At 68.4% G+C, this 22,405-nt stretch carries 23 protein-coding genes and 1 pseudogene; 12 read left to right on the forward strand and 12 right to left on the reverse strand.

Annotated elements, in window-relative coordinates; genetic code table 11:
- Positions 1–7: 7 nt before the first annotated feature.
- A complete protein-coding gene (locus ACFSDF_RS01910; protein WP_377155904.1) occupies positions 8–1,786 on the forward strand; it encodes a serine hydrolase in 1,779 nt (592 codons plus the stop codon).
- Between the two features lie 20 nt (positions 1,787–1,806).
- Here ACFSDF_RS01910 and ACFSDF_RS01915 read toward each other — a convergent pair whose 3' ends face one another.
- The 3 genes from ACFSDF_RS01915 to ACFSDF_RS01925 all read right to left on the reverse strand — a co-directional run bounded on the left by ACFSDF_RS01915 (position 1,807) and on the right by ACFSDF_RS01925 (position 4,145).
- Positions 1,807–3,105, reverse strand: coding sequence for a Fic family protein (locus ACFSDF_RS01915; RefSeq protein ID WP_167249430.1), 1,299 nt, complete (start codon positions 3,103–3,105; stop codon positions 1,807–1,809).
- Positions 3,106–3,185: 80 nt separating this feature from the next.
- Positions 3,186–3,722, reverse strand: a complete 537-nt coding sequence (locus ACFSDF_RS01920) for a GNAT family N-acetyltransferase (protein WP_377155906.1) — start codon at positions 3,720–3,722, stop codon at positions 3,186–3,188.
- Between the two features lie 75 nt (positions 3,723–3,797).
- Complete coding sequence (locus ACFSDF_RS01925; RefSeq protein WP_208322223.1) at positions 3,798–4,145, reverse strand: putative quinol monooxygenase; 348 nt, start codon at positions 4,143–4,145, stop codon at positions 3,798–3,800.
- Between the two features lie 89 nt (positions 4,146–4,234).
- On the opposite strand from ACFSDF_RS01925, the gene ACFSDF_RS01930 reads away from it, so the two are divergent.
- The gene (locus ACFSDF_RS01930) at positions 4,235–4,741 is read left to right on the forward strand and encodes an alpha/beta fold hydrolase (protein ID WP_167001032.1); all 507 of its coding nucleotides are present in this window, start codon (positions 4,235–4,237) and stop codon (positions 4,739–4,741) included.
- Between the two features lie 32 nt (positions 4,742–4,773).
- Here the strand turns inward: ACFSDF_RS01930 and ACFSDF_RS01935 are convergent, their stop codons facing one another.
- Genes ACFSDF_RS01935 through ACFSDF_RS01945 form a run of 3 tightly spaced genes read right to left on the reverse strand, consistent with a single transcriptional unit; the run spans position 4,774 to position 7,228 of the window.
- The gene (locus ACFSDF_RS01935; RefSeq protein ID WP_167001034.1) at positions 4,774–5,559 is read right to left on the reverse strand and encodes an ABC transporter permease; all 786 of its coding nucleotides are present in this window, start codon (positions 5,557–5,559) and stop codon (positions 4,774–4,776) included.
- On the reverse strand, positions 5,556–6,515 hold the full coding sequence (locus ACFSDF_RS01940) for an ATP-binding cassette domain-containing protein (protein ID WP_167001036.1): 960 nt from the start codon (positions 6,513–6,515) through the stop codon (positions 5,556–5,558). The genes ACFSDF_RS01935 and ACFSDF_RS01940 overlap by 4 nt, the downstream gene beginning before the upstream one ends.
- Positions 6,516–6,556: 41 nt before the next feature.
- Complete coding sequence (locus tag ACFSDF_RS01945; protein ID WP_167001038.1) at positions 6,557–7,228, reverse strand: DUF4097 family beta strand repeat-containing protein; 672 nt, start codon at positions 7,226–7,228, stop codon at positions 6,557–6,559.
- Between the two features lie 251 nt (positions 7,229–7,479).
- Between ACFSDF_RS01945 and ACFSDF_RS01950 the strand changes: the two genes are divergently transcribed.
- Positions 7,480–8,190 carry a GbsR/MarR family transcriptional regulator gene (locus ACFSDF_RS01950; protein ID WP_167001040.1) on the forward strand — a complete coding sequence of 237 codons (711 nt, stop codon included), beginning with the start codon at positions 7,480–7,482 and terminating at the stop codon, positions 8,188–8,190.
- A 65-nt stretch (positions 8,191–8,255) separates the two neighbouring features.
- On the opposite strand, the gene ACFSDF_RS01955 is transcribed toward ACFSDF_RS01950, so the two are convergent.
- Together ACFSDF_RS01955 and ACFSDF_RS01960 are read right to left on the reverse strand one after the other, a co-directional pair.
- A complete protein-coding gene (locus ACFSDF_RS01955) occupies positions 8,256–8,744 on the reverse strand; it encodes an SRPBCC family protein (RefSeq protein ID WP_167001042.1) in 489 nt (162 codons plus the stop codon).
- Positions 8,741–9,091, reverse strand: coding sequence for an ArsR/SmtB family transcription factor (locus ACFSDF_RS01960; protein WP_167001044.1), 351 nt, complete (start codon positions 9,089–9,091; stop codon positions 8,741–8,743). Before ACFSDF_RS01960 ends, ACFSDF_RS01955 begins: the two co-directional genes overlap by 4 nt.
- Positions 9,092–9,238: 147 nt before the next feature.
- Between ACFSDF_RS01960 and ACFSDF_RS01965 the strand changes: the two genes are divergently transcribed.
- From ACFSDF_RS01965 to ACFSDF_RS01990, 6 genes are all read left to right on the forward strand, one after another.
- The gene (locus ACFSDF_RS01965; protein ID WP_377155910.1) at positions 9,239–9,604 is read left to right on the forward strand and encodes a PadR family transcriptional regulator; all 366 of its coding nucleotides are present in this window, start codon (positions 9,239–9,241) and stop codon (positions 9,602–9,604) included.
- A 1-nt stretch (position 9,605) separates the two neighbouring features.
- A complete protein-coding gene (locus tag ACFSDF_RS01970; protein WP_377155912.1) occupies positions 9,606–9,977 on the forward strand; it encodes a DUF1048 domain-containing protein in 372 nt (123 codons plus the stop codon).
- Positions 9,978–10,012: 35 nt separating this feature from the next.
- On the forward strand, positions 10,013–10,750 hold the full coding sequence (locus ACFSDF_RS01975; RefSeq protein ID WP_167002223.1) for an ABC transporter ATP-binding protein: 738 nt from the start codon (positions 10,013–10,015) through the stop codon (positions 10,748–10,750).
- Complete coding sequence (locus ACFSDF_RS01980) at positions 10,747–11,520, forward strand: ABC transporter permease (protein WP_167001051.1); 774 nt, start codon at positions 10,747–10,749, stop codon at positions 11,518–11,520. Before ACFSDF_RS01975 ends, ACFSDF_RS01980 begins: the two co-directional genes overlap by 4 nt.
- Positions 11,521–11,590: 70 nt before the next feature.
- On the forward strand, positions 11,591–12,229 hold the full coding sequence (locus ACFSDF_RS01985) for a LysE family translocator (protein ID WP_167001053.1): 639 nt from the start codon (positions 11,591–11,593) through the stop codon (positions 12,227–12,229).
- Between the two features lie 101 nt (positions 12,230–12,330).
- Complete coding sequence (locus ACFSDF_RS01990) at positions 12,331–13,293, forward strand: phosphatase PAP2 family protein (protein ID WP_377155915.1); 963 nt, start codon at positions 12,331–12,333, stop codon at positions 13,291–13,293.
- Between the two features lie 117 nt (positions 13,294–13,410).
- Here the strand turns inward: ACFSDF_RS01990 and ACFSDF_RS01995 are convergent, their stop codons facing one another.
- On the reverse strand, positions 13,411–13,818 hold the full coding sequence (locus tag ACFSDF_RS01995; protein WP_243842848.1) for a DUF4446 family protein: 408 nt from the start codon (positions 13,816–13,818) through the stop codon (positions 13,411–13,413).
- Positions 13,819–13,856: 38 nt separating this feature from the next.
- Between ACFSDF_RS01995 and ACFSDF_RS02000 the strand changes: the two genes are divergently transcribed.
- Positions 13,857–15,071, forward strand: coding sequence for an arginine deiminase (locus ACFSDF_RS02000; protein ID WP_377155917.1), 1,215 nt, complete (start codon positions 13,857–13,859; stop codon positions 15,069–15,071).
- A gap of 107 nt (positions 15,072–15,178) precedes the next feature.
- Positions 15,179–16,726 (forward strand): MFS transporter, encoded by a 1,548-nt coding sequence (locus ACFSDF_RS02005; RefSeq protein ID WP_465264186.1) that lies wholly within the window; start codon positions 15,179–15,181, stop codon positions 16,724–16,726.
- Positions 16,727–16,755: 29 nt separating this feature from the next.
- On the opposite strand, the pseudogene ygiD reads toward ACFSDF_RS02005, so the two are convergent.
- A pseudogene (gene ygiD, locus ACFSDF_RS20375) lies at positions 16,756–18,039 on the reverse strand (4,5-DOPA-extradiol-dioxygenase); the annotation flags it as partial.
- 658 nt (positions 18,040–18,697) lie between these two features.
- On the opposite strand from ygiD, the gene ACFSDF_RS02015 reads away from it, so the two are divergent.
- The gene (locus ACFSDF_RS02015; RefSeq protein ID WP_377155919.1) at positions 18,698–19,297 is read left to right on the forward strand and encodes a hypothetical protein; all 600 of its coding nucleotides are present in this window, start codon (positions 18,698–18,700) and stop codon (positions 19,295–19,297) included.
- Between the two features lie 203 nt (positions 19,298–19,500).
- Here the strand turns inward: ACFSDF_RS02015 and ACFSDF_RS02020 are convergent, their stop codons facing one another.
- Entirely contained in the window at positions 19,501–20,043 is a 543-nt protein-coding gene (locus tag ACFSDF_RS02020) for a phosphatase PAP2 family protein (protein WP_377155921.1), read from the reverse strand.
- Positions 20,044–20,199: 156 nt separating this feature from the next.
- A complete protein-coding gene (locus ACFSDF_RS02025) occupies positions 20,200–22,041 on the reverse strand; it encodes a phosphoenolpyruvate carboxykinase (GTP) (RefSeq protein ID WP_167001066.1) in 1,842 nt (613 codons plus the stop codon).
- Between the last annotated feature and the right edge of the window lie 364 nt (positions 22,042–22,405).

The following is a 22,405-nucleotide window of genomic DNA, read 5'->3' on the forward strand; positions in this document are numbered from 1 at the left end:
GGGACCCATGCGTCGTACGAGCGGGATCGTGGCAGTGGCCGCGGCGGTCGTGGTCGGAGCGTTCGCCGCGCCGGCAGGAGCGGTCGACCCACCAGGACACCAGACCGGACCGCCGACCGTGACCGGTGAGGACGTCCGCTTCTCCCCACATCGCACCTTGCGCGCCGGGACGCCGGAGCGCGCAGGCCTGCTCCCCGAGCACATCGCGCGGATCATGCCCGACCTCGCCTCGTACCTGCAGACCACGCCCGAGAACCCGACCTACCCCATGTACGCCGGGGCGGTCGCGCTCGTCGCCAAGGACGGCGTCGTCGTCGAGCACGGCGCGGTGGGCGACGCGGTGCGGTACGCACGCGCCGACGGCACCGAGCTGCCCGAGGACCAGCAGATCCCGATGACCGAGGACACGCTCTTCGACCTCGCGTCGGTCACGAAGCTGTTCACCGTCGTCGTCACGCTGCAGCTGGTGGATCAGGGCGTGGTCGGCCTCGACACCCCGGTGGCCGACTACCTCCCCGAGTTCGCCCAGAACGGCAAGGGCGCGGTCACGGTCAAGCACCTGCTGACGCACACCTCGGGTCTGCGGAGCTGGATCAACCTCTACTCGGCCTACCCGACGCCGGAGGCGCGCATCGCCGCTGTCTACGCCCAGACCCTCGTGACTCCTCCGGGCACGGCGTACGTCTACTCCGACCTCGGCCTGATCACCCTCGGCAAGCTCGCCGAGCGCGTCACCGGCCAGACCCTCGACCAGCTCGTGGCCGAGCGCGTCACCGAGCCGCTGGGCATGACCGACACCATGTTCAACCCGCCCGCGTCGCTGCGGCACCGCATCGCGGCCACCGAGGACATGTCGTCGATCGGTCGTGGCATGGTCCATGGCCAGGTGCACGACGAGAACGCCTGGTCGCTGGGCGGCGTCGCCGGCCACGCCGGCCTGTTCTCGACCGCGGGCGACCTCGCGATCTTCGGCCAGATGCTGCTCAACGGCGGCCGGTACGGCAAGGAGCGCATCCTCTCCGAGGACATCGTCCGCGAGGCCATCACCGACCAGAACGTCGGCATCCCGCCCGCGATCACGTCCCGCCGGGGGCTCGGGTTCGAGCTCAACCAGCCGTACTACATGGCCTCGGTCGACTCGCCCGTGACGTTCGGCCACACCGGCTTCACCGGCACGTCGCTCGTCATGGACCCGCTGTCCGGCTCGCTCGCCGTCCTGCTCACCAACCGCGTCCACCCCAACCGCGCGTGGGGCTCGAACAACGGCGCGCGGCAGTCGGTCGCCCGCAACCTCGGCCGAGCCCTCCCCGTACGGCCGGCGGTGGGACGTACGGCGTGGTTCGCCGGTCGGCCGAGCGCGACGACGCACACGCTCACCGCGCCGCTGTCCCGTACGGCGTCGGAGGCGGCGTGGCTGTCGTTCCGGCTCTGGTACGACACGGAGGAGGGGTACGACGTGGGGCGGCTCGAGGCCTCCGTCGACGGCGGGACGACGTGGCAGCTGGTGCCGCTCGACCTGGCGGGGGGCGGTGCGCGGTGGTCGACCGACGGCACGTTCTCCGGGTTCGAAGGTCGCAAGTGGCTGAAGGCCGGTGCTGCCCTCCCCGCGGGTGCGACGCACGTGCGGTGGACCTACACCGGCCTGCGCGCGACGCCGTCTCGTGGGCGGGGCGTCTACGTGGACGGTGTGCTCGCGGTGGATCGCGGCGGCGTGCTGGTCAACGGCCAGCGGCCGAGCGACGCTGCGCGCTTCGTGGCCGACGGTTGGGCGGAGTCGACGAACTGACGCGGCCCGCCCTGAGGGACTCAGGATCGGCGGTGCGCTCGTGCCGGGACAGGCCGGTTCGGTGGCGACGTCCTGGTGTCTGCCTTGGTGCTCGCCAGGCGACGTTCGGCGACGGTGATCAGATCGAGGACCTCGGTCGCGAGGTAGGCCGTCGCGTTGCGCTCGATCGTGAACGTGGTCACCACGCCGGCCTGACGCAGCTCGTCGAGCGCAGTACTGGCCGCAGGGAAGGAGACGTCGAGGATCCGCTGGAGCGTCGACGCGGTCACCACCGGCGCCTCGGGCAAGAGGCGCAGGAGCCGTGCGCTAGCCGAGTCGGCCCGCGGGGTCGCTCGGCGGCCGATCGACTCGCGATGGGAGGCGACCCTCGCGGTCCATGCGGCACGGAGTGCCTCGACCTGCTCAGCGAGATCGGCGGACTGGGCCGCTGCCGACTCCGCGGCTTCGACGAACGTCGAGATCCAGGCCCTCACGCCAGCGATCGACCCGGCCTCTGCGGGGTCACCGTCGTACCGGTACGCGACCAGGCCCGCGACATATCGATCCCGCCATGTGGAGAGGACCAGGCTGATCGGGAGGATCGCGGTCGTCATCAGCCCGCGACGGGCGAGAACGGTATGGATCAAAGCGCGTCCCACGCGACCGTTTCCGTCGGTGAACGGGTGGATCGTCTCGAACTGCGCGTGCACGAGTGCGGCCTGCACGAGGGGTGAGTGCGCCGCTCCGTTCATGTCATCGACCAGGTCAGACATGAGGTCGCTCACGAGCTCGGCTGGTGGCGGAACGAATTCGGCGTCGATCGGATGCCAGTCCGAGCCGCCGATCCAGTTCTGCACGGTGCGCAGGCCATGGTGATGCTCGTTCTCGGGCATCAGGGCGCGATGCAGCTCGATGATGTCGTCGACGGTCACCTCTTTCGCGTCGACGAGGGCAGACGTGGCCTCCCGGACGACGGTCATGTTGTTCGCGACCAGCTGTGCCTGCTCGCTCACGCCGCGGACATGCTCGCTTCGGCCGAGCTCGGCCAGGGCAACCTGCTTCGCGGACGGTGTGACGCCCTCGATCCGGGAGCTGGCGATCGCCTCGGACCGAAGCAGGAACCGGGCGATCGAGGCCAGGCTCTCGGCGCCGGGGGCGTTGAGAGCGCGAACGGCACGTTCGGCGTCAGCGATCGTGCGCGCGAGTCTCGAGTCCAGAGTGAGCGGGCGCGCCTCGAGCGGGTCGGGTATATAGCGCAGGTAGGCGCCGGTACGCCGGTCGCGACGCGGAACGCCCTCGACGACAGTGGGTTGCCACTGCCCTTCGGACCAGCCAGCCACTGTGGAATATCCTTTCATCGCTCGGCCCTCGATTAAAGGAAGAGTATCTAAACTTTAATCAAGAGGGCAAGTGTGAAAGGTTATTCGCTTATCCTGTCGAAGGGTCTGGCGTAGCGGAAGTGGCCGGCGAGCCCGGCGTACGAGGTGAGGGTGCGGACCTGGAAGTAGTCGCCCCATGCAGGCTCTGGGGCGACGATGTCGAGCGACGCTGCGGGGACGAAGCCGAAACGGCGGTAATAGGCAGGCTCGCCGAGCAGTCCCACCACCGACTCGGCGAGTGCGTCGGCGCCTCCGAGCACGGCGTGCATGAGCGCTGAGCCGACACCCGTGCGCTGCAGGCGCGGGAGAACGCTGAGGGGCCCGAGGCCCAGAGCTGGACGGCCATCGACCCCGGCTCGCGTGGCGATGACGTGGCCCACGACCTGGTCGCCCTCGACAGCCACGAGGGACAGCTCCGGAATCCATCCGGCATCGTCACGTAGCCACGAGATCAGCGTCGCCTCGCCCGGATCACCTCCGGGCTCTACGGGCGGTGCGCTGTGCTCGGCGGTACGGAACGCCGCAGCGGTCACCATGCGTACGGCCTCGATGTCGGCGGGTACCTCACGTCGGATCATCACCGCGACACCATCGATCCCTGGCCCGGCCGCCGTCAACGCCATTTCGTGGGCGACGGTCGGGGCGTCTGCGACTCACATCGTCAGGAACGGCGTGAACAGCTGGACGGGACCCTCGTCGCTCAGGTTCCCACGGATCTCGGCGTTCGGGTCGCCGAGGAGCTCGCCGTGCACCGAGCCCGTCGCGATCACCGGCTCCATGAGGTGGGCGAGGTTCGCCGAGTGCGCCAGGAGGGCCTCGGAGTCGCGGTAGCGCTCGATGACGATCGCCTCGGTCTCGTCGGCGTTGAAGTAGACGCTGTACTCGAGGGTGCCGGGTTCCTTGGCCCGGACGATCTCCATGGCCTGCTCGGACAGGCGCTTGAACTCCTCGACGTCGCCGTCGCGGAAGTCGAACCGCGCGATACCGATGAGGTCATTCATTGTTTCGTCCCTTCGTTGCGGGTGTGTACAGGAGGAGAGCGGAGCCGAGGTCGGCTTCTCGACATCGCTCCACGTCCTACTGTGGGGCGATGGGGGTTCTCTTCGTCCACGGCGCGGGCGGCTACCTCGAGGACCGGGGGATGGCCGACGCGTTGAGCGACGTGGTTCGTGCTCCCGTGGATTACCCGCAGCTGCCCGACGAGGACATGTCTGTGGAGGCGTGGGCCGGCCCCCTCAGGGAGCGGCTGGCCGGGCTCAGTGCCGACGACGTCGTCATCGGTCACTCGTTCGGGGCGACCATCCTGCAGTGGGTGCTTCCCGAGGATGGGTGGGCGCCGACGAGAGCCTTGCTGCTCGCGATGCCGGACTGGAGTCCGGACGGGTGGGACGTCGCGCAGTACGTGTACGACGGGCCGGAGCCGCGGATGCGTGTCTCGCTGCACCACTGTCGTGACGACGAGGTGGTGCCGTACGAGCATCTGGCGCTGAACGCCGTACGGATGCCCTCGGCGCGCACGGTCGCGCACCCTGCGGGCGGCCACCAGTTCGTGGGGCTGGCTGGGGCGATCGCGGAGGACGTGCGCGGCGGGCGGTGAGGGAATCTCGATACGGTCTCCTCCCGCAGGAACTACTGCGGGTCGCGATTGAACTGCGCCATCGACCAGACGTAGCCGAGCAGTGCGAGCCCCAGGCACCAGCCCATCGCAAGCCATCCGCTGTTGCCGATCTCGCCGCCGAGGAGCAGACCGCGCAGGGTCTCGATCGCGGGGGTGAAGGGCTGATACTCGGCGATCGGACGAAACCAGCCGGGCATCGCGTCGAGGGGGACGAACGCGCTGGACAGGAGCGGCAGGAGGATCAGCGGCATCGCGTTGTTGCTGGCAGCCTCGGCGCTCGGGCTGCCGATGCCCATGCCGACGGCGATCCAGGTGAGCGCCGTGGCGAAGAGCACGAGCAGCCCGAGCGCTGCCAGCCATTCGCCCACGCCGGCGTCGGTCGACCGGAAGCCGAGGGCCACGGCGATGGCGGCGACCAGGACCACACTCATGATCGACTGCAGGACGCTGCCGACGACGTGTCCGAAAAGGACGGATCCGCGGTGGATTGCCATCGTACGGAAGCGGGCGACGATGCCCTCGGTCATGTCCGTCGAGACCGACACCGCAGTGCCGATCACGGTGCTGCCGATGGTCATCAGCAAGATGCCGGGGACGACGTACGCGATGTAGTCGGCGCGGTCCTGGCCGCCGATGCCCGCGCCCATCACGTCGCCGAAGACGAACACGAAGAGCAGCAGCAGCATGACCGGGGTGAGCAGCAGGTTCAGGGTGAGGGACGGATAGCGCCGAGCATGGAGGAGGTTGCGGCGCAGCATCGTGGACGAGTCGCGTACGGCGAGGGAGAGGGAGCTCATCGGACAGCCTCCTTGGGCTGGGTAAGGGCGAAGAAGACGTCGTCGAGGTCGGGGGTGTGGATGGTCAGCTCGTCGGCGGCGATCCCGGCCGAGTCGAGGCGGTCGAGGATCGAGCGAAGCTCGTACTGACTTCCGCCGCTCGGGATCTGCAGTGACAGCGAGTCGTCGTCATGGGTCGAGTCGTGGAGCGCGACGGTGGCGCTCCGGTACGCGGCAGGGTCGGTGAAGCGCAGCCGTATGTGCCCGCCCGGGATGAGCCGCTTGAGCTCGGCGGCAGTCCCCTCGGCGACGATCTTGCCGTCGTTGAGCACGGCGATGCGGTCGGCGAGCTCGTCGGCCTCCTCGAGGTACTGCGTGGTGAGGAAGATCGTGACGCCGTCGGAGACGAGCTCACGGATGATCTGCCACATGTTGTGTCGGCTGCGCGGGTCGAGGCCCGTGGTCGGCTCGTCCAGGAAGATGATCCGCGGGCCGCCCACCAGGGTCATCGCGATGTCGAGACGGCGCCTCATGCCGCCGGAGTAGGTGGAGGCCGGCTTCTTCGCGGCGTCGAGCAGGTCGAAGCGCTCCAGCAGCTCAGCCGCGGTACGGCGACCGTCCTGCTTGGACAGGTGGTGCAGGTCCGCCATGAGGAGCATGTTCTCCTCGCCGGTGATCAACCCGTCGACGGCGGAGAACTGCCCCGTGACGCCGATCGCGGCGCGGACCGCCTGAGGGTCGGCGGTGAGGTCGTGGCCCCCGATGCGGATCTCACCGGAACCGTCGCCGGCACAGATGAGGGTCGAGAGGATCTTGACCACGGTGGTCTTGCCGGCGCCGTTCGGGCCGAGCAGGGAGAAGATCGTTCCTTCCGCGACGGCCAGGTCGATGCCGTCGAGCACGACCTTGTCGCCGTACGACTTGCGCAGCCCGTACGCGGCGATGGCCGGATGGGAGTGGACGGTGGGAGTGCTCATGAGGGGTTCTCCTGCAGAGGCTGCGGGTTCGGAGGTACGGGTCAGATGCTGCGAGCGACGACGTCGCCGTACGACGTGGTGGCGTGGATGCTCACGGCGGCGTCGGGACCGTCGGCGTTCATGAGCGTGTTGGTGATCCGGCCGTAGGCAGTGCCGGCGTCGAGCGTGGCCGAGACGCCGGCCGCGGCGGTGACGGACACGTTTCCGGCCTCGGTGCGGAGCACGAGCGCACCGCGGGTTGCCTCAGCGACGCTGATGTCGCCCTTGACGGTGCTGATCTCAGCGGCTCCGCCCAGGCGGCCGACCGAGACGTCGCCTGCCTGGAGCGTCAGGCGGACGCCCGCGGTCTCGTCGAGCTTGATCGAGCCCGCCGCACCGTCGAACTCCACGTCGCCGAGCCGTCCCACGCCACGCAGCTCGGCGCTGGCCGCCTTGGCCTCGACGCGGGAGCCGACGGGCAGCTGGACCGTCACCTCGACGGAACCGGAGCTGCCGAGGATCTGGTTCTTCGGGGCAGGGGCGTTGATCCGAAGGACTCCGTCGACGTAGTCGACCGTGGTCTGCTCCGCGGCCTTCACGTCGCGGCTCTTCGAGGCGTCTGACGGGCGGACCTCGACCTTGGCGTCGGCGCGGTCGGTGGCGATGAGCTGGATGCGGCCGGCGGGGATGTCGACGACGGCGGTGATCGGGGCGGTGGTGGCGAAGGTCTTCATGGTGAGCTCCTGTGTGTTTGCTGTCTGTGGTCGGTGTTTCTGACAAGTGAAACGCTACGTTGCTTTTCTGAAACTGGCAACAACCAAGTTGCACTGAAACCGAGTCCTCCCAGGTCACAGGCATGAAATGGTTGCAATGAGTCTCAAGCGAAATGCAACGCCGCGTTATCAACGTTGCAATGTTCTGCCGATGAACGCTATGGTTCCGGTACGGAAGTGACGACATGTGTCGCTCGACGAAGGAGATCGCGATGCCGGGAGGCAGACTCACCCCGCAGGAGCGTCAGCAGATCGCGTTGGGGTTGGCCGACGGCCTCGCCTATGCCGAGATCGGTCGGCGTCTGGACCGACCGACGTCGACGATCACGCGAGAGGTGATGCGCAACGGCGGGCCCACCGCCTATCGCCCCGACCTCGCGCAGCGGGCGACCCAACGCCGCACCCAGCGGCGCAAGAAGCCGGCATCCGGCGAGGCGGCGGCGTTCCCGCAGGCCCACGGGCGCGACGCCGAGGCTGTACGCGACTTCGAAGAGACCCTCACCACCGTCCTGATGGCGGCGGGCACGCCCAAGATGATGGCGCGGGTCCAGGCCTGTCTCTACACCACCGACTCAGGCAGCCTCACTGCGTCCGAGCTCGTCGAGCGCCTGCAGGTCAGTCCGGCGTCGATCTCCAAGGCGATCGCGTTCCTCGAGAGTCAAGGTTTGGTCCGCCGCGAACCCGGCGACGGTCGTCGCGAACGCTATGTCGTCGATGACGACATCTGGTACCAGTCGATGATGGCGAGCGTCGAGTCCCTCGCTCAGGTCATCACGGTCGCGAGAGAGGGGGTCGGTGTTCTGGGTCCGGAGACCCCGGCCGCCACCCGCCTCGAGAACGTCGCCCGCTTCCTCGACTTCGTCGGCGAGAGCATCGCCCGCGCCGCCGAGCAGGCCCGCGACGTCCTCTCCGTGAAGCGGTGACGGCTGCCGGTCGTGATGCCGAGATCGTGAACTGCGGCTCACTTTGACCACCGCTCCCGCGGCGGTCAGGGCAGCCGCGCCTCTGGCGTCCGCAGGAACGCCTCGATCCGGTCGAACGCGCCCCTCCAGACCTCGCCGGTGAAGAAGTCGCGGACCTCTGGCGTGGGCAGGCCCGTCTGGACCGCGGTCATCAGCGTGCCGTCGCCGTCGGGCTCGAACGTGACCTCGACGCGGGACGTCATCGTCGACCCGCTCGGATCGGATCCGGTCGACTCGGTCACGAGACGGTACGGGCGATCGATCTCGAGGAAGGTCTGCACCTCGCGGAACAGCTGGTCGCGGCTCGGCCCCCAGACCGCAGTCTGCGTGCCGCCGACGCGGAGGTCGACCTCGATCTCGACGATGCCCGGCTCCTCGTCGAGGATGCTGAACCAGGTCTTCTGCTTCTCGGCGTCGGTGTAGGCGTCAAACGCCTCCTCCGGCGTCGCGGGCAGCCAGCGCGACACCTTCAGCGCCAGCCCCTCGTTCGTGCTCGTGCTCTCGCTCTCGCTCATGCCGTCTCCCCCTTGTCGTCCTTGCCGAGGCCCAGCGTGAAGTAGGCCTCCATGCCGTCGAGCCGTCGCTCCCACAGCCTCTGATAGAAGCTGATCCAGGCCATGGCATCCTCCAGCCGCTCCTCGCCGAGCCGGCACAGCCGCGTACGGCCGACCTTCTCGGTGACAACGAGCCCCGCGTCCTCGAGCACGCGGACGTGCTTGGCCATGCCGGTCACCGACATCGCGAACGGAGCGGCCAACTCGCTCACGGCGGCAGGCCCCTCGGTGAGTCGTACGAGGACCTGCCGCCGGGTTGGATCGGCGACAGCGGCGAACGCGTCGTCCAAACCATTTTGCTGAACCATGTGGTTCACCATAGCACAACACTGAACCGAACGGTGCAACGTTTCAGGTCGCGAAAACTGCCGCGAGAAACCCCTTGCGCGGGCACTATTCAGCGTTACTATGTACTGGTAGTCAATGACGCAGAGTAGTGAAAGGAGGTGGCCTCCATGGGCAAGCAGATGACCGAGATGCTCAAGGGCACGTTGGAGGGGATCGTCCTCGCGATCCTCACCCGGCGACCCGCGTACGGGTACGAGATCACCGCGTGGTTGCGCGACCAGGGCTTCTCGGAGATCGCCGAGGGCACGGTCTACGCCCTGCTGGTCCGCATCGAGCAGCGCGGCCTCGTCGACGTGGAGAAGGTCCCGTCCGAGAAGGGCCCGCCGCGCAAGGTCTACTCCCTGAACGCTCAGGGACAGATGCACCTCGACGAGTTTTGGACGACCTGGAGCTTCCTCGTCGAACGGATCGAGCAGCTCCACACCAACACGGACAACACCGACAACACAGACACGACAGAAGGGGTGCGCTGAGATGGCCGCCAAGTGGATCGAGACCCTGACCGGATCGCTCGAGCAGAAGAAGCAGTTCCGCCAGTACAAGGCCCGCGTCGAGGCCCTCCCCGAGCCGTACGACCAGGCAGCGAAGGCGCTCGAGCGCTACCTCATGTACAGCTCGGGCCTCACCGACGGTGACACCTTCATGACGATGTTCGGCGACTTCGCCGACCTCTGGGAGCGTGCCGCTGCCGACGAGACATCGGTGCGCGCGATCGTCGGCGACGACCCGGTGGGGTTCGCCGAGACCTTCGCCGCGGCCTACACCGGCAAGCAGTGGATCGACAAGGAGCGCGCCCGCCTGAACAAGGCGATCGACGACGCTGCCAGCGAGCAGGGGGACGCGTGAGCACCACACAGACCCCCGCGATCACGATCCGCGGGATGGAGAAGTCGTTCGACGAGCTTCACGTCCTGCGTGGCGTCGACTTCGACGTCGCGCGGGGCAGCATCTTCGCGCTGCTCGGCTCCAACGGCGCCGGCAAGACCACGCTCGTGAAGATCCTGTCGACGCTGCTCAAGGCCGACGCGGGGACGGCGACTGTCGAGGGGTACGACGTCGCGACGCAAGCGGCGGACGTCCGCGAGTCATTCAGCCTCACCGGCCAGTTCGCCGCGGTCGACGAGATCCTCAGCGGCCGGGAGAACCTCGTCCTCGTCGCCAAGTTGCGCCACCTCAAGGACCCGGGCGCGATCGCAGACGACCTGCTCGCCCGCTTCTCGCTCACCGACGCCGGCGGGCGCAAGGTGTCGACGTACTCCGGAGGCATGCGCCGCCGGCTCGACATCGCGATGAGCCTCATCGGCAACCCGCCAGTGATCTTCCTGGACGAGCCGACCACCGGGCTCGACCCGCAGTCGCGCCTCGAGGTCTGGGACACCGTCAAGGGGCTCGCCGGCCAGGGGACGACGGTGCTGCTCACCACGCAGTACCTCGACGAGGCCGAGCAGCTCGCCGACCGGATCGCGATCCTCCACGAGGGTCGGATCATCGCCAACGGCACCCTCGCCGAGCTCAAGCAGCTGCTGCCGCCCGCCGAGATCGAGTACGTCGAGAAGCAGCCGACCCTCGAGGAGATCTTCCTCGCGGTCATCGGCACGAACTCCAAGGACAACCGATGACCGCCACCGCGCACTTCCTCCCCGACACCGCCACGCTGACCGGACGATCCCTGCGCCACATCTCGCGCAGCCCGGACACGATCATCACCACCGTCGTCACCCCGCTCGCGATGATGCTGCTGTTCGTCTTCGTGTTCGGGGGCGCGATCGAGACCGGCCAGGACTCGGACTCGTACGTGAACTACCTGCTGCCCGGGATCCTGCTCATGACGATCGCCTCGGGCATCGCCTACACCGCGTACCGGCTCTTCACCGACCTGCAGGCCGGCATCTTCGAGCGTTTCCAGTCCATGCCGATCGCCCGCTCGTCGGTGCTCTGGGCGCACGTGCTGACCTCGCTCGTCGCCAACATGATCTCCGTCGTGGTCGTCATCGCCGTCGCGTTCGCCATGGGCTTCCGTACGAGCGCGAGCGTGCTCGACTGGCTCGCGGTCTTCGGGATGCTCCTCCTGTTCACGCTCGCGCTGACGTGGCTCGCCGTCATCCCGGGCCTGACGGCGAAGACGATCGACGGCGCGAGCGGGTTCTCGTACCCGCTGATCTTCCTGCCGTTCATCAGCTCGGCGTTCGTCCCCACCGACAGCATGCCGGGCCCGGTGCAGTGGTTCGCGGAGAACCAGCCGGTCACGCCGATCGTGAACTCCATCCGGGCGCTGTTCGCCGAGCAGCCCGTCGGCAACGACGTGTGGATCGCGCTCGCGTGGTGCGTCGGGCTCCTGGTCGTGGCGTACGTCGGGGCGATGGCCACGTACCGCCGCAAGATCGCCTAATGGGAGTGCCGCGCCGGGACCCGGCGTGGCACTCTCGTACGAGATCCCTGTCCGCCATCGAGGAGCCCGCATGATCGAGACCACCGCCGCCCTCGGCATCGCGCTCGTGGCGCTCGGCATGGTGCTCACACCCGGGCCGAACATGATCTATCTCGTCTCGCGCAGCATCAGCCAGGGACCGGCGGCGGGACTCGTGTCGCTGCTCGGGACGATGGTCGGGTTCGCGGTCTACATGGTGATGGCCAACGTCGGGCTGGCCGCGGTGTTCGTGGTCGTGCCATGGCTGTACGTGGCGCTCAAGGTCGCGGGCGCCGCGTACCTCTTCTGGCTCGCGTGGAAGACCCTGCGGCCCGGCGGGCTCTCCGCGTTCGAGGCACGCGACCTCCCGCGCGACTCGCACCGGCGGCTGTTCACGATGGGCCTGACGACCAACCTGCTCAACCCCAAGGCCGCGATCATGTACGTGTCGCTGATCCCGCAGTTCGTCGACCTCTCGCGCGGCGACGTGGTGGTCCAGGGGTTCGTCCTCGGCAGCATCCAGATCACCGTCAGCGCCCTGGTCAACGCGTCGCTGATCGTGGTCGCCGGAGGCATCGCCGCGTTCCTCGCGAGCCGCCCGTCGTGGATGGCGTGGCAGCGCCGGATCAGCGGCAGCCTCCTCGGGATGGTGGGCATCAAGCTCGCCGTGGACGCTCCCAAGCCCGCGTGAGCCGAGCCACGAACGACACCCCGGACGAGACTCATCACGTCGCGCGTGACACCGTGCCGTCCTACGGTAGGAAGACGGCGCGCGAGATCATTGGGGGCGGTGTGGACGAGTCGACGGCCTCGTGGCAGCGCCGTGCGGCCGCGATGGTCATGTTCGCCGGCGCGTTCGTGCTCTGGCTGGTGTTCGTCGGGCTACCGACCGACGTCGTGCAGATCGTCGCGTGGCTGTGGGTCCTGACGATCGCGTGGAACACCGGGGCCGGCTGGCAGGCCCATCTCGGCTTCCTCAAGGACTGGTGGGGGCCGGTCGCGTTCCTGCTCGTCTATCTCTACAGCCGCGGGCTCGCCGACGAGCTGTTCGCGCTGCCCGTGCACGTCACGGAGCCGATCGTGTTCGACGAGTGGCTCGGCGGAGGCACGACGCCCTCGCACCTCCTCCAGGACTGGCTCTGCGACCAGCCGTGCTCGTACGCCTCTCCGCCGCACTGGTACGACATCATGCTGACGACGGTCTACTTCACGCACTTCGTCGCCGGGCTGACGATCGCCGTGGTCCTGTGGATGGTGAGTCGCCGCGAGTGGATGCAGTGGATGCGGCGCTACCTCGCGATCAGCTTCGGTGCGTTGGTCGTCTACATCCTGTATCCGATGGCGCCGCCGTGGATGGCGAGCCAGGACGGCTACCTCTCAGAGGAGGTCGCACGGCTCACCGGTCGAGGGTGGTCGACGCTGGGGCTCGGCGGGTTCCACCTCGCGCTCGCGAACGTCGGCAACCCCGTCGCCGCGATGCCGTCGCTGCATGCCGGACTCGCGGCGCTGATCGCGTTCTACGGGATCCAGCGGCTGCGCTCCTCGTGGCGGTGGCTGCTCCTAGCGTATCCGCTCGCGATGTCGTTCGCGCTGGTCTACTACGGCGAGCACTACGTCATCGACATCATCGCCGGGTTCGCGCTCGCCGGAGCGGTCCTGCTCGCGTGCGACGCGTGGGAGCGACGGCGAGGTCACAGGCCGAGATACAGCGCGAGCGCCTCCTCGACGGCCTCCAGGTCCGCGCGCTCGAGGTAGCCGACCGGGTCGCCGATCCGTACTTTCCGTTGGGCCCAACGGAAAGGTCTCGCCCCACCGGAATGTTCCGGTGGGGGACGCACTTTCCGTTGGGCCCAACGGAAAGTGCGCCAGGCGTCAGCGGTGGCGGGCCTCGGACAGCGCCCGCTCCTCCTCCGGGGTCAGGGTCTGCTCGCTGCTCCACGCGGTGACGCTCTTGGCGTACGTCCGGGTCTCGTTGCGGCCGTGGATCGACGTGAGGACGACGCCGGATCCTGAGTCGTCGACCAGCGCGAGCGTCCACGAGAGCGCGCCGCCGGTGTCACCGAAGGCGTCGTACCGGACGACCGCCAGGTGCCGGAAGGTCTGCGCCTGCGCGTCGGCCAGCGCAGCCACCTCTCGCCGCAGGGCAGCGGTGTCGCGCGGCAGGTGGTCGACCGTACGGCCGGACCGGCCGCGCTTGGGTGCGCGCGACGCGGCGGTCGCCGAGACGAGAAGCGCCCCCGCGGCCGCGACGAGGGCGAGGATCGAGATCGCGAGAGCCACGATCCTCACCCTAGGCCGCATGACCCTAAGGTGAGTGGATGGACAACGGTGTCATCTCCCCCGGAGTTGCCAGCGAGGTCGGACGGCTTCGTACGGTCATGCTCCACCGGCCGGGGCCCGAGCTCAAACGCCTCACCCCGCGCAACAACGACTCCCTGCTCTTCGACGGGCTCCCATGGGTCGGAAAGGCGGTCGCGGAGCACGATGTGTTCGCGGCGGCGCTCGCCGACCGGGGCGTCGAGGTGCTCTATCTGCGTGATCTCCTCGTCGAGACGCTGCAGCATCCGGCGGCGCACGCGACCGCGGTGGCCGACCTGACGGGTGACCTGCGTCTGGGCGACACGGTCTCTGAGTATCTCTCCGCCGCGTTCTCCGCGCTCGACCCCGACGGGCTCGCCGAGGTGCTGACCGCGGGGCTGCGCAACGATGAGCTCGACGGCGTACGGAGCGTGGTGACGACGCTGCTGCAGCCCGACGACTTCCTCGTGGACCCGCTCCCGAACCTGCTCTTCACCCGTGACTCGTCGGTGTGGCTGCGCGACGAGGTGGCGCTGACGAGCTTCGCGATGCCGGCCCGCGAGCGCGAGTCGCACCTGACGCAGCTCGTCTACGAGCACCACCCGCGGTTCTCGCACGTGCCGCGCGTGCACGGCCCGCACCTCGAGCACCTCGAGGGCGGTGATGTCCTCGTCCTCGGTGACGGGGTCATCGCCGTCGGCGTCGGCGAGCGTACGACGCCGGCGGGGTTCGAGCGGATCGCACGCCAGTGCTTCGCGCACGACCTGGCGACCACTGTGCTCGCCGTCCCGATCGCGCAGGACCGCGCGACGATGCACCTCGACACGGTCGTGACGATGGTCGACGTCGACGCGGTCGTCATGTATCCGGCGGTCGCCGACACGCTCCAGGCGTACGCGGTCACCGACGGCCACGGGACCGACCTGGCCATCGACGGGCCGGCGCCGTTCCTCGAGGCGGCCGCGAAGGCGCTGCAGATCGACCGGCTGCGCGTCATCGACACCGGCCTCGACGCCGTGACCGCCGAGCGGGAGCAGTGGGACGACGGCAACAACACCCTCGCGATCGCGCCGCGGCTCGCTGTGGCGTACGAGCGCAACGTCGAGACGAACGCGCGGATGGAGGCGGCCGGGATCGAGGTCATCCGGATCCCCGGCTCGGAGCTCGGGACCGGGCGCGGCGGGCCGCGTTGCATGTCGTGCCCCATCTCGCGCGACCCCGTGGCCGACGGTTGAGCCTTTCGCTCTGAGACGCCCCTCGCGGAATGAAGCCGGATCCCGTGTGGTTAGTTGCTATGCGGAACTGGTCACTGCCGACGTGGCCGCCATGACAGGGGGCCCCGGTGATCTCGACAGCGCGACGCACGCACTATCGAGTCACACTCGCCGTCCTGTGCGTCGGCGTCGCCTCGTTCGCGCTCGTGCAGTCGATGACCATCCCGGTTCTCCCGCGTATCCAGGACGAGCTCGGCACGAACCCGACGACGGTCACCTGGGTCGTCACCGCGTACCTCGTCTCCGCGTCCATCTTCACGCCGCTGGCCGGACGCCTCGGGGACGCAACCGGCAAGGAGCGCGTGCTCGTGTACGCGCTCGGGCTGCTCGCCGTCGGCTCCGTGATCGCGGCGCTCGCGCCGAACGTGGCTGTGATGATCGCCGCCCGGGTCGTCCAGGGCGTCGGCGGCGGCGTGGTGCCGCTCGCGTTCGGGATCATCCGCGACGAGTTCCCCGAGCCCAAGATCGCCGGAGCGATCAGCTTCGTGTCCGCGCTCATGGGCGCCGGCGGCGGGTTCGGGACGGTCGTGGCGGGCCCGCTGGTGGGCACGCTCGGCTACGCGTGGCTGTTCTGGCTGCCAGCGATCGTGACCGGTGCGGCGGCCGTCGCGGCGTGGCTGCTCGTCCCGGAGTCGCCCGTACGGACGCCGGGGCGCATCCCGATGATCCCGACGCTCCTGTTCGCCGGATGGCTGACGGCGCTGCTCGTCGGCATCAGCGAAGGGTCGCGGGCCGGATGGGCGTCGCCGCTCGTGCTCAGCCTCCTGGTCGCGGCGCTCGCCCTGTTCGTCGGATGGGTGCTGGTCGAGAGTCGGGCGCGCGTGCCGTTCATCGACCTGCGGATGATGCGTCTGCCTGCGGTGTGGACCGCGAACCTCGTCGCGTTCCTCATCGGCGTCGGCATGTACGCGTCGTTCGCGTTCACCCCGCGGCTGCTGCAGACCGATCCCGACGTCGCCGGATACGGTTTCGGCGCGACGATCTCCGAGTCGGGCCTGCTGATGCTCCCCTCGGCACTCGGCGTCTTCCTGATGGGACTGGTCTCCGCGCCCCTCGCGCGCATCCGCGGTCCGAAGCCGGTCGTCGTGGTTGGCTGCTTCATGAGTGCGGTCGGACTCGGCTCGATGGGTCTGGTCCACCACGAGCCGTGGCAGACGGCGCTCGCCAGCGGGCTCTTCGGCATCGGGGTCGGCGCCGTCTTCGCGTGCCTGGCGAGCCTCGTCGTCGCCGCCGTGCCGCCGGAGCAGACCGGAGTCGCGACAGGGATGAACGCCAACATCCGTACGATCGGCGGCGCCGTCGGCTCGGCCGTCATGGCGACGATCGTGACCGGCAACCTCGGACGTGGCGGCGAGCCCCGCGAGGGCGCGTACGTCGGAGGGTTCCTGTTCCTCGGAGCGGTGGTGTTCGTCGCGGGACTGGTCGCCCTCGCGATCCCGAAGATGACCCCGCGCGAGCTCGAGGACGGACTCGAGGCGGGTGCGAGCGGTCAGATGTTGGAGCCGTCCGGCGGCGAGTCAGGGGTGGCGGGCTCACCGGCAGCGACGTCGCCGTCCGGCGCCGGGCAGTCCAGGTCGAGCGTGAACGCCGTCATCGACAGGGACCCGTACGTGTAGCCGTCGACGAGCACCTCCGCACCGCGCCCGGACTGATCGGCCATCCCGGCGAGATAGAGGAGTGGCAGGAAGTGGTCCGGTGTCGGCACCGCGTGGCGGTAGTCCGAGTGCGCGTCGAGCGTCGGGATGTTGGTCGGGTCGTCGGCCATCAGCTCCTTGGCCGACTCGTTGAAGCGGTGCGCCCAGTCGTACCCCTCCTCGGCGAGTCCCCAGTCCATCCCGCCGAGGTTGTGGACGACGTTGCCGCTGCCGAGGACGAGGACGCCGTCGGCGCGCAGCGTGTTGAGCTTCTGGCCGAGGTCCAGGTGGTAGTCGAGGCCCTTGTCGGCGTTGATGCTGAGCTGGACGACCGGGATGTCGGCGTCCGGGAAGACGTGGGTGAGCACGGACCAGGTCCCGTGGTCGATGCCCCACGAGTCCTTGTCCTCGCCGCACCACGTCGGGTGCACCGCGTCGGACACCTCCTCGTACAGCTCCGGCATGCCCGGCGCGGGGTACTCCACCTCGAACAACTCGCGAGGGAACCCGTAGAAGTCGTGGATGGTCCGCGGCGCCCGCATCGCGGTGACCGCGGTGGCGTTGATGTACCAGTGGGCCGACACGACGAGGATCGCTCGCGGCTTCGGCAGGGACTCGCCGAGCGTGCGCCAGGCCTCGGTGTAGCGGTTGCGCTCGAGGGCGTTCATCGGGTTGCCGTGCCCGATGAATGCTGCGGGCATGAGCGAGGGAGCTGCGGTGTCGGCCATGTCGCCATTGTCCCTTACGCCTTTCGGCCGCCGACAGGTAGTTGACTGTTCACCTAACCTCCTTGCGCTCGCTGCTCGAGCCAGTGGTGAGGTCGCTCTGTCGACAGAGGGAAGACCCCTGCGCTCCAGCGTCAGCCGTGCCCCGTCGGGGTCCCTGGGTGTCCCCCTCGGCGGGGCCGACGTGCGGATCCTCGACGAGGCGACAGGTAGGGAGTTGCCCCCGCGCGAGGTTCGACGCGGCCGGCTTGCCGCTGCCCCCCTTCCACCGAGGTGCGACCGGCGGCAAACGACCAGACCAATCCGCGGAGGATGCTCAGCACAGAGCCCGGGGGGTGAGGCCAAGCCTCCCCGTCGGTTCGGGTGGACACGATTGGGTGGGCGTTCCAATGGGGCGGCCAGGACTGGAAGCGGCGCGTCCAACCGCTCCTGGAGGACGTCAAGGACGTCTAGAAATGCGAAACCCGAGCGCCACAACCGTCCGGAAGGGTCTCGGGTTGAATAGCTGCTCGGCGGCAACCCGGGCAAGCCGTAGCCAGTCCTCACCAGCCGTCGCCAACGTCTAAGCATCTCGAGCTCGCCGACGGTTCCGCACCTCGATGCTTGGCGTGTCCATCAACCGACGACGTCCGCATGTACAGGGTGCGCGAGCGCGCGCCGATTGTTGGGTAGGTCGGCCCTCTTTCACGCTCAGCGCGGCAGTTGGAGCTTCCGTTGCTGCCTCAGCCGGACTCGGCGGCGTCTGCGGGTTTTGACCCTGATCGAAAGCCGTTGTGCCAACGCGTGTCGCCACCCACGCTGTCAAGCAATTCAACACGGCCAGCAATACAGGGGGATCCATGAAGAACCATGTGAAGGCTGTTCTTGCGACAGCAGGGCTCGTGGCAGCGGCCGGTGTGGTCGGAGCGTCGCCAGCTTCTGCAGACACGTGCGGAAACACCCGGAACGTCTCCGTCACTGGCGCCCAGTCGCACTACACCCTCTGGTGCAGTGGCGGCTACGCCAACATCGACGGGTGGGTGAAGGACACCAAGGCTGACGGCAAATGCGCCGTGGTCAAAATCCAGGCTAGCGGCGAAGACCTTCTACTCCAGGGCGTGTGGCAACGGCCAAACAGAGTGGTTCGTCGGGGAGAGCGCGACACCAACCAACACCATCAAGGTCTGGACCTACACGGAGTAGCACAACGCCTCGCAACACAACGGTTCCAGGGCGCATCGTTATCGGCATGACTCGTCTTGCGCGCAGAGTTCCCGTCGTTTTCGCCGCCGTTGCAGCGACAGCGGTTGTGGCCACCGCAGCCACCGCAGCCACCGCAGCCACGCTTGCCGCCGAAGAGAGTGCAGATCCTGGTAGTGAGGTGAACGTGGCCGGACCAGTCGCGACGGAGAAGTTTGTGTCCGTCAACGACGCCTTGGACGCGCTCCGCGAGAAGTACTCCGGCTTTGCCGGGGCCAGCAACGATCTCCAGACGATGACCACGACGGTGCGCTGGAAGGGAACCGTCCCCAACGAATTGCGCAAGCTCGAGCGCTCAGGGCTCAACGGCATCACGGTGACCGCGCTGCCGGCTGCCTACAGCCAGGAAGCGATCAACCTGGCAGCCGACGCTGCGATCCACGCTCCTGGTGCCGAAGGCACGCCTGACCGCTCCGGCCTGATCGTCGAAGTAACCGAGTCAGCAGTCGCGCGCCTAAGAAGGAGCGCTATCAGCCACGACGTGAAACAGGCGATTGCCGCCGCCGAACCCCAACTCGAAACGATCCCCGTTACCATCCGGCAGGCAGAACCTACGAGGCCCGCCATCGCGAAACCCGTGGCTCAGTAGGCGTTGCACTCGTAAATCTGTCTGATTCGACGCTTCGGCGAGTCCGGTCCTTCCGGACCGCTCGCCTGGCGAGAGGGAGAAGCGAGGCGCACCGTCCCCTCAGCCCGGAAACCGCGCTTTCGGTGAAGCTCGATGCTCTCCTGAGCCCGCGATGCCGACTCAGTACTCGATCACTACCCGGCCATCGAGCGAAGACTTCTGCGTCACCCCGCCGGGCCCCGTACGAGCAGGGTCGCGACGCGGTGGGCCAGGAGCCGTGCGACCACGACCGTGACGGTGATCCCGAGCGCTGCTCCGGCGACCACGTCGGCGATGTCGTGGACTCCGACGACGACCCGTCCGAGCGCCACCACGCCGGCCAGGAGCATCGCGTACCGCCACCACTGCGGCACCGCCAGCACCACCGCCGTCGCGAGACCTGCCGCGATCGTCGCGTGGTTGCTCGGCCACGCCCAGTCTCCGGCGCCGGGGCAGGTCGCGAGCACGTCCAGGGTGCGGCACGGACGCTCGTCGCGGACGAGGACCTTCAGCACCTCGCTTGCCCCGTACGAGACCACGACTCCGATCCCTGCGGCGATACCGATCGCCAGCGGGCGCGGCCCACGCCCGTACGAGGCCGTCACGAGGAGCAGCGCGAGCGCGACGAGGCCGATGTCCGGGAGAAGGAGGAGGGCGTTCGAAAGCGGCGACGGGAGGCCCGCGAAGGCCTCGGCGATCAGGTGTGAGAGGGGATCGGTGATCAGCACGTCGCGACCGTACGGCGGTGCGGCCCGTGGTTCGTCGGTCTGCGGGGTGGTCCTGGCGAGGGCGTGTCAGACCTGGGTCGTAGGGGTGGTCGGGGACAGCACGACGCCCCGCCAGCTGCGTGAGCGGCGGGGCGTCGCGCGGGGGTTTCGACAGGCTCAACCAGCGACTTCCAGGCGAGCCTTCAGACCGTCGAGCTCGGTCCAGAGCACGGCCGGCAGCTTGTCGCCGAACTTCTCGAACCACTCGTTGATCTGCGGGATCTCGGCCTTCCACTCGTCGACGTCGACCGCGAGCGCCTTGGCCATCTGCTCGTCGCTGACGTCCAGGCCGTCGGTGTCGAGCGCGCCGGGCGCCGGCACGAGACCGATCGGCGTCTCGACGGCGTCGACCTTGCCCTCGATGCGCTCGACGACGTACTTGAGCACGCGGCTGTTCTCGCCGAAGCCCGGCCAGAGGAAGCCGCCGTCCTCGTCACGACGGAACCAGTTGACGTAGAAGACCTTGGGGAACTTCGACTCGTCGTTGTTCTTGGCCATCGAGATCCAGTGGCTGAAGTAGTCACCGGCGTCGTAGCCGATGAACGGCAGCATGGCCATCGGGTCGCGACGGACGACGCCGACCGCGCCGGTCGCCGCAGCGGTGGTCTCGGACGACAGCGTGGCGCCCATGAAGGTGCCGTGGGTCCAGTCGCGGGCCTCGGTCACCAGCGGGATGGTCGTCTTGCGGCGACCGCCGAAGAGGATCGCGTCGATCGGCACGCCGTTCGGGTCGTCGTACTCCGGCGCCAGGATCGGGCACTGCCGGATCGGGGTGCAGAAGCGGCTGTTGGGGTGCGACGAGAGCTCGTCGGACTCGGGGGTCCAGTCGCGGCCCTTCCAGTCGGTGAGGTGCGCGGGCGCCTCGTCGGTCATGCCCTCCCACCAGACGTCGCCGTCATCGGTGAGCGCGACGTTGGTGAACACCGAGTTGCCCTTGGCGATGGTGCGCATCGCGTTGGCATTGGTGTCCCAGCCGGTGCCCGGCGCGACGCCGAACAGCCCGAACTCGGGGTTGACCGCGTAGAGGCGGCCGTCGGCGCCGATGCGCATCCACGCGATGTCGTCGCCGAGGGTCTCGACCTTCCAGCCCGGGATCGTGGGCTCGACCATCGCGAGGTTGGTCTTGCCGCACGCGCTCGGGAAGGCGGCCGCGATGTACTTGACCTCGTTCTCGGGCGAGGTGAGCTTGAGGATCAGCATGTGCTCGGCGAGCCAGCCCTCGTCGCGACCCATGACCGAGGCGATGCGCAGCGAGTAGCACTTCTTGCCGAGCAGCGCGTTGCCGCCGTAGCCGGACCCGTACGACCAGATCATGCGCTCCTCGGGGAACTGCACGATGTACTTGGTGTCGTTGCACGGCCACGGCACGTCCGCCTGGCCGGCCTCGAGCGGAGCGCCGACGGAGTGCAGCGCGGGGACGTACGAGGCGGTGGTGGCCTCGATCTTGTCGAGGACCTCGCGGCCGACGCGGGCCATCACGGTCATCGACGCGACGACGTAAGCGGAGTCGGTGATCTCGACGCCGAACATCGGGTGCGCCGAGTCGAGGTGGCCCATGACGAACGGGATGACGAACATGGTGCGGCCGCGCATCGACCCGTCGTACAGGTCGGTCATGAGGCGCTTCATCTCGGTCGGCGCCATCCAGTTGTTGGTGGGGCCGGAGTCGGCCTCGTCAACGCTGCAGATGAAGGTGCGGTCCTCGACGCGCGCGACGTCGGTCGGGTCGGAGGCGCACCAGAAGGAGTTGGGCTTCTTGGTCTCGTCCAGGCGGACGAAGGTGCCGGCGTCGACGAGCTCGTCGGTGAGGCGGGTCCACTCGTCGGGGGTGCCCTCGATCCAGGTGATCGAGTCGGGCTTGGTGAGTGCGGCGACCTCGTCGACCCAGGCCTGGAGCTCGGCGTGACTCGAGCGGTAGGTGGTCGTCAGGGGGTCGCTGGTCGTGATATCTGCGGCCATGATGTTTTTTTGTCCTTCTCGCATCGCGATTCAAGCGTGTTGATCGCACTGCCCGTGCCATCCTGTGGCCGGCCAGCTGATGTGGATAGGTGGTCGCGGCCGCGCGATCTCAGCCGCGATGCGGTCCGAATCACGTGAGCCGTGCTGCCAATGTATGCCCCGCTCAGAGGCCCGCCCCCAAGGGGTACGAGTTAGTGAACTATGTCACACACCCCTTCTGACCTGGGCTTTTAAGTTGGCCGGCCCGACAAATCGCATCGTCTCCAGGCTTGTCTAGGGCGATCGTCCAGATAGTTGAGTTTTCACAATTCCCTGACGGGAGAGGGGGCTGATTCCTAGAGTCACGTCACTTCCCCCGGCCCGC

This window comes from Mumia zhuanghuii, assembly GCF_042681565.1.
Taxonomy (GTDB): domain Bacteria; phylum Actinomycetota; class Actinomycetes; order Propionibacteriales; family Nocardioidaceae; genus Mumia.

Excerpts from the sequence above, each read along its gene's own strand:
- ACFSDF_RS01910 (WP_377155904.1), top strand. The coding sequence starts at position 8 with ATGCGTCGTACGAGCGGGATCGTGGCAGTGGCCGCGGCGGTCGTGGTC.
- ACFSDF_RS01920 (WP_377155906.1), bottom strand. The coding sequence starts at position 3,722 with ATGATCCGACGTGAGGTACCCGCCGACATCGAGGCCGTACGCATGGTG.
- ACFSDF_RS01925 (WP_208322223.1), bottom strand. The coding sequence starts at position 4,145 with ATGAATGACCTCATCGGTATCGCGCGGTTCGACTTCCGCGACGGCGAC.
- ACFSDF_RS01930 (WP_167001032.1), top strand. The coding sequence starts at position 4,235 with ATGGGGGTTCTCTTCGTCCACGGCGCGGGCGGCTACCTCGAGGACCGG.
- ACFSDF_RS01935 (WP_167001034.1), bottom strand. The coding sequence starts at position 5,559 with ATGAGCTCCCTCTCCCTCGCCGTACGCGACTCGTCCACGATGCTGCGC.
- ACFSDF_RS01940 (WP_167001036.1), bottom strand. The coding sequence starts at position 6,515 with ATGAGCACTCCCACCGTCCACTCCCATCCGGCCATCGCCGCGTACGGG.
- ACFSDF_RS01945 (WP_167001038.1), bottom strand. The coding sequence starts at position 7,228 with ATGAAGACCTTCGCCACCACCGCCCCGATCACCGCCGTCGTCGACATC.
- ACFSDF_RS01950 (WP_167001040.1), top strand. The coding sequence starts at position 7,480 with ATGCCGGGAGGCAGACTCACCCCGCAGGAGCGTCAGCAGATCGCGTTG.
- ACFSDF_RS01955 (WP_167001042.1), bottom strand. The coding sequence starts at position 8,744 with ATGAGCGAGAGCGAGAGCACGAGCACGAACGAGGGGCTGGCGCTGAAG.
- ACFSDF_RS01960 (WP_167001044.1), bottom strand. The coding sequence starts at position 9,091 with ATGGTTCAGCAAAATGGTTTGGACGACGCGTTCGCCGCTGTCGCCGAT.
- ACFSDF_RS01965 (WP_377155910.1), top strand. The coding sequence starts at position 9,239 with ATGGGCAAGCAGATGACCGAGATGCTCAAGGGCACGTTGGAGGGGATC.
- ACFSDF_RS01970 (WP_377155912.1), top strand. The coding sequence starts at position 9,606 with ATGGCCGCCAAGTGGATCGAGACCCTGACCGGATCGCTCGAGCAGAAG.
- ACFSDF_RS01975 (WP_167002223.1), top strand. The coding sequence starts at position 10,013 with ATGGAGAAGTCGTTCGACGAGCTTCACGTCCTGCGTGGCGTCGACTTC.
- ACFSDF_RS01980 (WP_167001051.1), top strand. The coding sequence starts at position 10,747 with ATGACCGCCACCGCGCACTTCCTCCCCGACACCGCCACGCTGACCGGA.
- ACFSDF_RS01985 (WP_167001053.1), top strand. The coding sequence starts at position 11,591 with ATGATCGAGACCACCGCCGCCCTCGGCATCGCGCTCGTGGCGCTCGGC.
- ACFSDF_RS02000 (WP_377155917.1), top strand. The coding sequence starts at position 13,857 with ATGGACAACGGTGTCATCTCCCCCGGAGTTGCCAGCGAGGTCGGACGG.
- ACFSDF_RS02015 (WP_377155919.1), top strand. The coding sequence starts at position 18,698 with ATGACTCGTCTTGCGCGCAGAGTTCCCGTCGTTTTCGCCGCCGTTGCA.
- ACFSDF_RS02025 (WP_167001066.1), bottom strand. The coding sequence starts at position 22,041 with ATGGCCGCAGATATCACGACCAGCGACCCCCTGACGACCACCTACCGC.